The following is a 10,260-nucleotide window of genomic DNA, read 5'->3' on the forward strand; positions in this document are numbered from 1 at the left end:
GCGATGACGTAGACCTCGGGGTGGCCGAAGAACCAGAACAGGTGCTGCCAGAGCATCGGCCCGCCCGTCACCGGGTCGAAGATGTGCGTGCCGAGCTTGCGGTCGGCGAACAGCGCCAGCAGCGCGGCGGCCAGCACCGGGAAGACCATCAGCACCAGCATCGAGGTGAGCAGCGTGTTCCAGGTGAAGATCGCCATCCGGAACATCGTCAGCCCCGGCGCACGCATGCAGATGATCGTGGTGATGAAGTTGACCGAGCCGAGGATGGTGCCCAGACCGGCCATGGTCAGCCCGGCGACCCACAGGTCGGCGCCGACCTGCGGGGTGAAGGTGTCGCTGGACAGCGTCGTGTAGGCCGTCCAGCCGAAGTCGCGCGCCGCCGTTGGTGAAGAAGCCGCTGACCGCGATGAGCCCGCCGAACAGGAACAGCCAGTAGCTGACCATGTTCAGCCGCGGGAACGCCACGTCGGGCGAGCCGATCTGCAGCGGCATGACCACGTTGGCGAACCCGGCGAACAGCGGGGTGGCGAACAGCAGCAGCATGACCGCGCCGTGCATGGTGAACAGCTGGTTGTACATCTGCTGGTGCACGATCTGCATGCCGGGCTGGGCGAGCTCCGCGCGGATGACGAGCGCCATGATCCCGCCGATCAGGAAGAACCCGAACGAGGTGATCAGGTAGAGGTAGCCGATGACCTTGTGGTCGGTGGAGGTCAGCCAGTGCACGACGACGGCGCCCCTGCGGCGCTTGACCGGGGCCAGCGGTGAGGTGAGCGGCTCCCCGGAGGGCTGTCTGTAGGTCGTCATCACTAGTCTCCACGTGGTCGGTGCCTCACCGGGGACCTGGGGGAACGCCGGCCCGCGGTCGCTCAGTGCGATCACCTAATTACCCCATGGAGTCACGCCGAATCTCGTCCTTCCCTCGTTCGGGATGGTCTGTACGGTTTCGGCGGGTCGCGGGCGAGCGGCCGGAGAACGTGACCGACCCCTCGCACCGGCGCCACGCGGTACGGCAGGCGGTACGGCAGGCGGAGTTCCTGCTCGACCGCGCGTGGGAACCGGCCCCCGCCCGACGGGCGGGGCGCTCGGCATGGACGGGCCGTCCGGGGGCACACCTCCCGCGTCGAGGAGACCGACCGGGAGGGAACATGTCGCGACCCGATGAGGACAAGCCGCTCGCCGACCGCAGGGAACGGCCCGAGGTGCACGACGAGCCGGACATCGCCGGGGAGGCCGCGCCGTCCGCGACGGACCCGGCCAACCAGCCCGAGGACGATCCGGACCGCCGGGTCTACGGGCAGGACGAGGGGTACGAGAGGCCGACCGAGGTGTGACGCCGGAGCCCGGCAGGGCCGGGAAGCAGGTGCAAAGGCCTCTCAGGGGTGGATCTCCCGCTTAGGGGACTGAGGTAATCAAGCGGGCATCCTGCGGAAAAGCCTTGTTCGGTGCGGTCGCGTCGGCCGTGCGCGCACCGCCGCGTTTGCGACCTTGTCGGTGGGAGAGTCCCGCCGCGGCACCGACCGGGGGACCGCCGCGACCGGCGACGACCCGTCGCCGGTCGGGCCCCTCGGTGCCGGTCCGCGGGTGCAGAGAGGAAACCGCCGATGAGCACAGTCCAGGAGACCGATGTCGTCGCCGTGCTGACGCACGACCACCGCGAGGTCGAGCAGATGTTCACCGAGCTGGAGCGGCTGAGCCCGAGCGACATGGAACGGCGCCGCCAGCTGACCGAGAAGGTCATCATCGAGCTGGTCCGCCACGCGGTCGCCGAGGAGGCGTACCTGTACCCGGCCGTCCGCAGGGCCGTGCCCGGCGGCGACCAGCTGGCCGACCGGGAGCTGGCCGAGCACGCCGAGGCCGAGAAGACCATGAAGAGGCTGGAGCAGACCGACGTCGCCGACCCCGGCCACGCGGCGCTGCTGAAGCAGCTGATGATGGAGATCCGGACCCACATCCGGGAGGAGGAGGACGAGCTCTTCCCCCAGCTGCGCGCGCACAGCGACGTCTCCCAGCTCGCCGAGCTGGGCCGGAAGGTCCAGGCGATCAAGAAGATCGCCCCCACGCGCCCGCACCCGGCCGCGCCGGACAAGCCTCCGGCCAACATGATGGTGGGGCCGCTGACCGGTCTGGTCGACCGGATGCGCGACGCGATCACCGGCCGGGGGAAGGACTAGCGTCCTCGGCCGGGCGCGGCCCCGCACCGCTCGCGGTCGCCGCGCCCGGCCGTACCCGCGGAGCCGTACCCGCGGAGCCGTACCGCGGGTCGGCCGCGGGTTCCGGCCGCTCCCCCGGCCGGGCTAGTCGTCGGAGGGCTCCTCCACGTCGTCGGGCGAGTCCGCCCCCGGCGGGTGCGGGTCCACCCAGACGCCGCCCTCGGAATCCCCTTCGGGCTGGGCGTCCGGCGACTGGGAGAGCGGGCTCTGCAGGTCCCGGCAGCCGCCGGCCGACATGGTCTCCGGGCCCTCCCCGGCGTCCGGATCGGATGTTCTCAGCTCCGGCATGACGTTCCCCCGTACGAATCGGTCGGTACGGCCGGGGCATCCCGGCCGCGGTGTTCCCCCAGGTCAGGTCATCAAAGCCGGACATACCCGCACGGCGGGGGGCCATGCGCCGCCCGGCGGGCGGAGGGCGGCCGAGGGGCTCCGTACGGGGGAACGCGGGGCCGCGGACCCGGTGCGACGGTTCAGCCCGCGGCGACGGTTCAGCCCGCGGCGACGGACCGGTCGACGGCGCCGGGGGACAGCACGTGGTCGACGACCATGACGGCCGCGCCGATCACGCCCGCCCGGTCGCCCAGCTCGCTGGCGGCGATGGTCAGGTGCTGGGTGGCCAGGGGGAGGGACCTGCTGTAGATGACCTCGCGGAGACCGGCCAGGACCTGCTCCCCGGCCTCGGAGAGATCACCGCCGATCACGATGACCGAAGGGTTGAAGAAGTTCACGATCGAGGCGAGGACGTCGCCGATCTCGCGCCCCGCCTGGCGGATGAGCTGGACGGCCTGGGTGTTTCCGCCCCGCACCAGACGGACCACGTCACGGCTGTCCGCCGCCTCCACTCCTTCGGCGCGCAGCCGGGCGGCCATCGCGGCGCCCCCGGCGACGGCCTCCAGGCAGCCGGCGTTGCCGCACCGGCAGACGGTGTCGAGGGCCGAGGCGACCCGGATGTGGCCGATGTCCCCGGCCGCGCCCTGGGCGCCGCGGTGCAGACGGCGGTCGCTGATGATGCCGCAGCCGATGCCGGTGCCGATCTTGACGAAGATGAGGTGGTCGGCTTCCGGACGGGCGGCCCAGTGCTCGCCGAGGGCCATGATGTTCACGTCGTTGTCGGCGAGCACGGGAACGCCCAGCCGCCCGCCGAGCCATTCGGGGACGGGGAAGCCGTCCCAGCCCGGCATTATCGGAGGGTTGACCGGGCGTCCGGAGCCGTGCTCGACCGGGCCGGGCAGCCCGACGCCGATGCCGCAGACCTCGGCCGTCGAATGGCCGGTCTCGGCGAGCATCTCCTCGAAGGTCTGCTGGAGCCAGGTGAGCGTCGGCTCGGGTCCCCGGTCTATCGGCATCTCGGCCGCCCGTTCGGCCAGCACCTCGGTGGCCAGATCGGTGACCGCGATCCGGGCGTGGGTGGCGCCCAGATCGGCGGCGAGGACGACGCGGGCGGAGCGGTTGAAGGTGAAGGCGACGGCGGGGCGTCCGCCCGAGGAGATCGCCTCTTCGGTGGGGACGATCCACTGCTGGCTGACGAGCGCGTCGAGCCGCTGGGCCAAGGTGGACCGGGCCAGGCCGGTGAGCTGCACCAGCTCGGCCCGGGTGCGGGCCTGCCCGTCGCGCAGGATGTCCAGGAGCACCCCCGCGCCGGAGGCCGGACCGCCCCCCTCGCTCGGCATGCGCACAGTCGACCCCCTTGATCCCGCCCCGCCGGAGGGGCTTGCGTCCACGACGCCCCTCCATTATGCCCACAATGGAGCTATCTTCGGCCGATCTCCGCCATAAGTGAAGAGAGGCGTGTCATCCCCGGTTCCGGGCACGGCCGCCGGGCCGGCCGACTCCGGCGGCCGTGCCCGGCCCGGATCGATGCCGCGATTCTTCCGCATCCTTCTTGCCGCTCCGACGGCGGCTGGGTTGGATGGTCCGATCGAGTCATCTCCGGGAGAGCCATGATCGACGCCCACCACCACGTCTGGGACCTGTCCGTGCGGGACCAGGACTGGATCACCGGCCCGGCCCTGGCCCCGCTGCGCAGGAGCTTCGGCGTCGAGGACCTCCCGGCGGCGGAGAACGGGGTCACGGCCACCGTGCTGGTGCAGACGGTCACCGTCCGGGAGGAGACGCCGGAGCTCCTGGCCCTGGCCGCGGCGGACGGGCCGGTCGCGGCGGTGGTCGGCTGGACCGACCTGACCGCGCCCTCGGTCGCCGACGACCTGGCCGCGCTCCGGGCCGCGCCCGGCGGGGACCTCCTGCGGGGGATCCGCCACCAGGTGCAGGGCGAGGCGGACCCGCGCTGGCTCTGCCGCGACGACGTGCGCGCCGGGCTGCGGGCCGTCGGCGAACAGGGACTCGTCTACGAGCTGCTCGTCCTTCCCCACCAGCTCCCCGCAGCCATCGAGACCGCCGCGGCGCTCCCCGGCGTGCGCTTCGTGCTCGACCACTGCGCCAAGCCGCCGATCGCCTCGGGGGAGCGGGAGCCCTGGGCCGGTCTCGTCCGCCGGCTGGCGGCTCTGCCCAACGTCGCCTGCAAGCTGTCGGGGCTGGTCACCGAGGCGGACTGGGGAAGGTGGACGGCCGGCGATCTGCGTCCGTACGCCGAGACGGTCCTGGCGGCGTTCGGACCGGACCGGGTCATGTTCGGCTCCGACTGGCCGGTCTGCCTGCTCGCCGCGCCGTACGAGAGGGTGCTGGAGGCCGCGCGGACCCTCACCTCCGGCCTCTCGGCGGCCGAGCGGGCCGAGGTGTTCGGCGGGGTCGCGGCCCGGGTCTACGGCATCGCGCCGACGGCCCGGGACCACCGGGCCGGCTGAACCCCCGGCCGCGGACCGCGACCCGCGGATCACGGCGCCGACCGGCGCCTCCGGGGTACGGCGCCGGCCGGGCGATCCCGGTCACGGGAGCGCGGGGGCCTCCTCCTCGGCCAGCACGGAGGACGGGATCAGGGCGATCGCGCTGATCCCGCCGTAGGGGGAGGGGCGCAGGGTGACCTGGACGCCGTGCCGGGAGGCGAGCATGGCGACCACGAACAGGCCGAGCCGGTCGCTGTCGGCCAGGTCGAACTCCGGCCTGGCGGCCAGGCGGCGGTTGAGCTCGGCCAGCTCCGCGTCGGGGATGCCCAGACCGCGGTCCTCCACCTCGACGGCCAGCCCGGCCGCCGCCCACTCGGCCCGCACGATCACCCGGGTCTGCGGCGGGGAGAACACCGTCGCGTTCTCCACCAGCTCCGCGATCAGGTGGATGAGGTCGGCCACGGCCGCGCCGGTCAGCGAGATCTGGGGCGCGGGCAGCACCCGCACCCGCGCGTAGTCCTCGACCTCCGCCACGGCCGCGCGCAGCACGTCCACCGCGGGGACCGGCTTGCGCCAGCCCCGGCCCGGGGCAGCGCCGGACAGGATGATCAGGTTCTCCGCGTGGCGGCGCATCCTGGTGGTCAGGTGGTCCAGGCGGTAGAGGTCGGAGAGCGTCTCGGGCTGCTCCTCCTTGCGCTGCATCGCCTCCAGCTGGGTGAGCTGGCGGTGCAGCAGCGACTGGTTGCGCCGGGCCAGGCTGACGAAGACCTGGCTGACGCCCCTGCGGAGCCGGGCCTGGTCCGCCGCCGCCTCGTAGGCGGTGTGCCGGACCGTGTCGAGAGCCTGCCCGATGTCGTGGATCTCCGGCGTGCCGCCGAGCGGGGGCAGCGCCTCCTCGGGGGCGTCCTGGCCCCGCCGGAGCCGCTCCACCAGCTGGGGCATCCGCACCTCCGCCAGCTGGATGGCCGTGTCCCGCAACCGGCCCAGCTCGGCGGCGAGCCGTGCGGCGAACCGGTGCGCCAGCACCACCGACAGGATCAGCATGACCAGGCCGAGTCCGCCCGCGACCGCGATCTGGACCAGGATGGCCACCGCGGCGGGGATGACCCGGGCCGTCAGCAGCGAGACCACCTCGACCTGCTGGCGCTCCACCTTGACCCAGATCTGCTCCACCGGCGACAGGTCCGCCGGAAGGGTGCGCGAGGCCAGCGTCTGCGACTCCAGATCGAGGAACGCCCGGTAGGAGGGGGAGGCGCCGAGAGCCTCGTGCGGTCCGCGCAGCTCGGCGTCGAGCCGGGCCATGGCCTGCCGGTACACCAGCCGGCGGCTCGCCGCCATCTCGGCGAACGCGGCGTGCTCGGCGTCGGTCATCCTCCCCCCGGCGCCCACGGCCGACAGCAGCGCCCGCTCCCTGGCCAGGATCTCCTTGGCCTCGCCGAGTCCGGTGACCGACCGGGCCTGCTGGTAGATCGAGATGTCGGGGACCAGGATCATCCGGTCGTACATGCGGAACATCGAGTCGATGATGTTGTTGTAGGCGCGGATCACCCGGGTGGTGTCCGCGCTGCGGGAGTCGATCAGGGCGCGGGCGGTGGGCAACTGGTCCAGCTCGGCGAAGAGCGTGGTGAGCCGGATGCGCATGTCGTCGCTGACCGCGTCCTGGGTGTCCGCCGACAGGGCGAGCCTGCGGAAGGCGGCGAGGGCCTGATCGGACTCCAGCCGCTGCTGGACGACCGTCTCCAGGTCGGACCTGTCGCGCAGGTAGCGGGCGGAGTGCAGCCGCTCGTTCTGCAGCTCGACGACCACCTTCTCCGAGGGCGTGGCCACGCTCTCGACCAGGGTGTTGATCTCCAGGAGCCGCATCCCGTCCCCGGCGGTCAGCGCCGCGGCGAAGCCCCAGAGCAGGACGAGGGAGACGATCGGCACCAGTAGAAGGGCGGTGATCCGGAAGCGGATCGGCCGGCCGGGATTGTCCATACGTCGCCTCGGGGGGGATTTCGTGATGAAATGCGCGATCAGAGATCGCTGCTGAGGCTACACCTCCCGCGGCCGGTCGGTCAGATCCCACCCGCATTCCCCATCTCGGAGGCACCCCGTGCGGCTACCGCGCACCCCGTCCGGCTGGACCATCGCCGTCTTCGGCCTGCTGGCCTTCCTCCTCGGCCTGCTCGGGCTCCTCTCGCCCGACACGACGCTGGAGATGCTCGGCTTCGAGGTGCTCCAGACGCGCGCGCCCGGCGACTACACCCTCGTCTACATGGCCGCCTCGTCGATGGCGGCGGTGAACATGGGCGTCTACTACATGCTCGCCTCGGCCGTGGACTTCCGCCCCTTCTTCCTGTGGACGGTCCCGTTCCGCCTGGTCACCTTCACCGTCTTCACCACCCTGGTGGTCACCGGCGAGGCGCCCGCGAAGTTCCTCGGCGTGGGCCTGTGGGAGGGCGCGGGCGCGCTGATCACCGGGGCGGCGCTGTGGTGGGAGAGCCGCCGGGCGCCGGCGGCGCGGGCCGCCTGAAGAAGGCCGCGATCGCGTAAGGGTCCACCGGGCCGGCGAGCAGGGCGAGCATCTCGTCCCTGCGCGCCGGGTCCACCTTGAACGGGTGCCGAACACGCGCGGGCCGGACCCGTCGTGCAGCAGCCGGGTCAGCATCAGGTCGCCGGGCAGGGCCTGCTCGGGCAGGAGCTCGTCGGCCAGGGTCACCTCGCCGTCGCCGTCGCCGCCGTCGTTGCCGTCGCTGTCGCTGTCGCTGCCGCTGCCGCTCAGGGTGATCTCCCGCCCGGCGACGCCGAGGACCTCCCAGAGCCGCAGCGGGGCCCGCCGCCACGACTCCAGCAGCGCGACCTCGTCCTCGCGCAGCCACTCGCCCCGCGCGTCCAGGAACTCGCCGACCACGTCGTGCTCGAACAGCGCCAGGTCGGCCAGGGCGTGCTCGGCCACCCGCACGCTCCGGGCCACCAGGTCGCCGACCAGGTGACGGCGGGCCGGCCGGTAGAGGTAGACGGTCAGCCGCCGGAACAGGTGCGCGGCCCGCGCGGCAGCTCCAGGCCGGGGTCGGTACGGCAGGCGGCGTACTCCTCCGCGTCCCGCCTGGCCGGTTCGAGCCCGGGATCGAGGGAGAGGGCCTCCTCGACGAGGCCGGCCGCCTCGAACGAGCGGCCCTCGCCCTCCGCGGACCGGGCGGCCAGCAGCAGCGCGACCGGCTCGGTCCGCGGGAGGGCCTTGACGAGGCCGGGAGGGAGAGGCTCCCGCTCCACCTCGTCGGCGACCCGGGCCAGGACCTCCGGCGACCGCGACAGGGAGGCGATCACCTCGGACAGGTCCGCGCCCTCGCTCAGGGATGGGAACTCGTTAAGGGATGGGAACTCGCTCATCCCTCCATTCTCGTACGGCCCCGCCCGCCGCGGCCCGCGAGCGGGACGCCGCGACCGCCTGCCGTGATCCCGCATGTGAAGCGGTCCCGCACGCGAAGCGATTCCGTGCGTGGAGTGATCCCGCACGCGAAGCGGCGCCGCCGCCCCGCTGGAGGGGACGGCGGCGCCGTTCGGGGGGGTGCCGCGCCGTGCGCGGGACCGCGGCGGTGCCCGTGAGCAGCCCGGGCACCGCCGCGGCGGTGCTGCGGTCGTGCTACGGCGTCGTCACGCCGACGGTGAAGGCGCCGGTGCCGCTGTAGGCGTGGACCCGGACCCGGTAGGTGCCCGAGGTGCCGTTGTAGGTGAAGGACTCGTCAGGGCCGGAGCTGGTCCCGCTGGCCACGTTCACCCAGGAGGAACCGCTCTGCTTCTGCAGGTAGAGGTCGAAGTCGACGCCGTTCGGGCCGTCCAGGCAGAGCCGGTGGGTGCCCGAGCCGGCGGTGAAGCCGCTGCTGTAGAGGTTCTGGCCGGAGGACGTGGCCGAGCCGCTGAGGGTCCGGGCGTAGCCGGTGCAGCCGGTGGGCGGCGGGGGCTCGGTGCCGCCGCCGGTGGCCAGGGTCAGGCCGTACGCCGAGAGGATCTCGTTGACCGGCTGGTGGTAGGTGGTGCCGCCGGAGCTGCAGTTGCCGGAGCCGCCGGAGGTGACGCCCTGGGCCTGGTCGCCGGAGATGTACGAGCCGCCGGAGTCGCCGGGCTCGGCGCACACGCTGGTGCGGGTCACACCGGAGATGGTGCCCTCGGGGTAGGTGACGCTGGTGTTGTGCTGGCCGATGGTGCCGCAGTGGTAGCCGGTGGTGGAGCCGGCCCGGCAGATGGAGGAGCCGACCGCCCGCTGCGTGGAGCCGCGGACCGGCAGGATGCCGGAGTTGTAGGCGTTCACCACGCCGGTCGGGGTCCACTGGCTGTTGACCTCGACCCAGGCGTAGTCGTTGCCCGGGAAGGACGAGCCGCGGAAGGTGCCCTGCGCGACCCGGTTGTGGCCCTGCGTGGCGGTGCCGACGTCACCGCAGTGGCCGGCGGTGACGAAGCCGCCCTGGCTGCCCGACTTGGTCACGGAGAAGCCGACCGAGCAGCGGCCGCCCATGTAGTAGGCGTCGCCGCCGCGCACGTCGTAGAAGGGCTGGGGCTGCTCGGCGGTCTGCTGGACGCGGACCAGGGAGGCGTCGGCGCCGCTGGCGTCCACGAAGGCCTGGGCCTCCGCGGTGTCGCGCGCCAGCACCACGACGCCGTTGTTCTGGACGTCGACGTACCAGGAGGCGATCGACTTGGGGGAGCCCTCGGCCTTGGCGTCGAGCGCGCCCTTGGCGGCGTCGAGTGCGGCGAGCGAGTGCCGGACCACCTTGGCCTGCGCACCGGTCTTGAGGATGGCGGAGACCTGCGTGGAGTCGCTGGTCGCCACGACGAGCTCGGCGGTGGGCCCGGCCACCCAGGCTCCGCCGAACTTCTCGCCGAGCCGGGCGGCGAGCACCGGCTCGACCTTGGCGGCGGCGGCCTCGTTGACCAGGCGGGTCTTCGCCTGGCCGGCGTCGATGCCGAGGTCGCGCACCAGGGCGTCGACCAGGCCGGGAGCGGGGGCGGGGGCCTTGGCGGCCATCGCCTTCGCCTCGGTGTACAGGGCGGCGGTCGTGTCGCCGGCGCCGGCTTTGCCCGGGGTGAAGGCATCGTCCGGTCCGGCTTGGGCGAGGGCGGGGGTGGCCACCAGCGCGAGGGCGAGTGCGAAACCCGCCGTCGCGGCATTCCTGCGGAGCATGTGATCTCTCCTCATGTTCGGGGGGTGCGCCGTCAACGTAACGGCGGGCGCATGAGGTGCGGATCTACCAGTTCGCCCCTACCGCCGCGTTATGGGGGCGGGCGGG

10 protein-coding genes and 1 pseudogene are annotated in these 10,260 nt (G+C 73.1%); 5 read left to right on the forward strand and 6 right to left on the reverse strand.

Features of this window, described 5'->3' with window-relative positions; genetic code table 11:
• Nucleotides 1-807 (reverse strand): annotated as a pseudogene (locus ACWJ6R_RS21500) (cytochrome c oxidase subunit I); the annotation flags it as partial.
• A 341-nt stretch (nt 808-1,148) separates the two neighbouring features.
• On the opposite strand from ACWJ6R_RS21500, the gene ACWJ6R_RS21505 reads away from it, so the two are divergent.
• On the forward strand, nt 1,149-1,334 hold the full coding sequence (locus ACWJ6R_RS21505) for a hypothetical protein (RefSeq protein WP_449063956.1): 186 nt from the start codon (nt 1,149-1,151) through the stop codon (nt 1,332-1,334).
• A 270-nt stretch (nt 1,335-1,604) separates the two neighbouring features.
• Complete coding sequence (locus tag ACWJ6R_RS21510; protein ID WP_449063957.1) at nt 1,605-2,174, forward strand: hemerythrin domain-containing protein; 570 nt, start codon at nt 1,605-1,607, stop codon at nt 2,172-2,174.
• 123 nt (nt 2,175-2,297) lie between these two features.
• Here the strand turns inward: ACWJ6R_RS21510 and ACWJ6R_RS21515 are convergent, their stop codons facing one another.
• A complete protein-coding gene (locus ACWJ6R_RS21515) occupies nt 2,298-2,501 on the reverse strand; it encodes a hypothetical protein (protein ID WP_449063958.1) in 204 nt (67 codons plus the stop codon).
• Nucleotides 2,502-2,701: 200 nt separating this feature from the next.
• Nucleotides 2,702-3,883: an ROK family protein gene (locus tag ACWJ6R_RS21520; protein WP_449063959.1), complete on the reverse strand. Its 1,182-nt coding sequence runs from the start codon at nt 3,881-3,883 to the stop codon at nt 2,702-2,704.
• Nucleotides 3,884-4,153: 270 nt separating this feature from the next.
• On the opposite strand from ACWJ6R_RS21520, the gene ACWJ6R_RS21525 reads away from it, so the two are divergent.
• Complete coding sequence (locus tag ACWJ6R_RS21525) at nt 4,154-5,014, forward strand: amidohydrolase family protein (protein WP_449063960.1); 861 nt, start codon at nt 4,154-4,156, stop codon at nt 5,012-5,014.
• Between the two features lie 81 nt (nt 5,015-5,095).
• Here the strand turns inward: ACWJ6R_RS21525 and ACWJ6R_RS21530 are convergent, their stop codons facing one another.
• Complete coding sequence (locus ACWJ6R_RS21530) at nt 5,096-6,970, reverse strand: sensor histidine kinase (protein WP_449063961.1); 1,875 nt, start codon at nt 6,968-6,970, stop codon at nt 5,096-5,098.
• Between the two features lie 118 nt (nt 6,971-7,088).
• On the opposite strand from ACWJ6R_RS21530, the gene ACWJ6R_RS21535 reads away from it, so the two are divergent.
• Nucleotides 7,089-7,508 carry a hypothetical protein gene (locus tag ACWJ6R_RS21535; RefSeq protein ID WP_449063962.1) on the forward strand — a complete coding sequence of 140 codons (420 nt, stop codon included), beginning with the start codon at nt 7,089-7,091 and terminating at the stop codon, nt 7,506-7,508.
• Nucleotides 7,509-7,593: 85 nt separating this feature from the next.
• On the forward strand, nt 7,594-7,968 hold the full coding sequence (locus ACWJ6R_RS21540; protein ID WP_449063963.1) for a hypothetical protein: 375 nt from the start codon (nt 7,594-7,596) through the stop codon (nt 7,966-7,968).
• A gap of 28 nt (nt 7,969-7,996) precedes the next feature.
• Here ACWJ6R_RS21540 and ACWJ6R_RS21545 read toward each other — a convergent pair whose 3' ends face one another.
• Nucleotides 7,997-8,365, reverse strand: coding sequence for a hypothetical protein (locus ACWJ6R_RS21545; protein WP_449063964.1), 369 nt, complete (start codon nt 8,363-8,365; stop codon nt 7,997-7,999).
• Between the two features lie 253 nt (nt 8,366-8,618).
• Nucleotides 8,619-10,154 (reverse strand): S1 family peptidase, encoded by a 1,536-nt coding sequence (locus ACWJ6R_RS21550; RefSeq protein WP_449063965.1) that lies wholly within the window; start codon nt 10,152-10,154, stop codon nt 8,619-8,621.
• Between the last annotated feature and the right edge of the window lie 106 nt (nt 10,155-10,260).

This window comes from Planomonospora algeriensis, from assembly GCF_977012225.1.

What these genes read in the sequence shown, in the direction of transcription:
- ACWJ6R_RS21505 (WP_449063956.1), top strand. Translation starts at nt 1,149, where the DNA reads ATGTCGCGACCCGATGAGGACAAGCCGCTCGCCGACCGCAGGGAACGG.
- ACWJ6R_RS21510 (WP_449063957.1), top strand. Translation starts at nt 1,605, where the DNA reads ATGAGCACAGTCCAGGAGACCGATGTCGTCGCCGTGCTGACGCACGAC.
- ACWJ6R_RS21515 (WP_449063958.1), bottom strand. Translation starts at nt 2,501, where the DNA reads ATGCCGGAGCTGAGAACATCCGATCCGGACGCCGGGGAGGGCCCGGAG.
- ACWJ6R_RS21520 (WP_449063959.1), bottom strand. Translation starts at nt 3,883, where the DNA reads ATGCCGAGCGAGGGGGGCGGTCCGGCCTCCGGCGCGGGGGTGCTCCTG.
- ACWJ6R_RS21525 (WP_449063960.1), top strand. Translation starts at nt 4,154, where the DNA reads ATGATCGACGCCCACCACCACGTCTGGGACCTGTCCGTGCGGGACCAG.
- ACWJ6R_RS21530 (WP_449063961.1), bottom strand. Translation starts at nt 6,970, where the DNA reads ATGGACAATCCCGGCCGGCCGATCCGCTTCCGGATCACCGCCCTTCTA.
- ACWJ6R_RS21545 (WP_449063964.1), bottom strand. Translation starts at nt 8,365, where the DNA reads ATGAGCGAGTTCCCATCCCTTAACGAGTTCCCATCCCTGAGCGAGGGC.
- ACWJ6R_RS21550 (WP_449063965.1), bottom strand. Translation starts at nt 10,154, where the DNA reads ATGCTCCGCAGGAATGCCGCGACGGCGGGTTTCGCACTCGCCCTCGCG.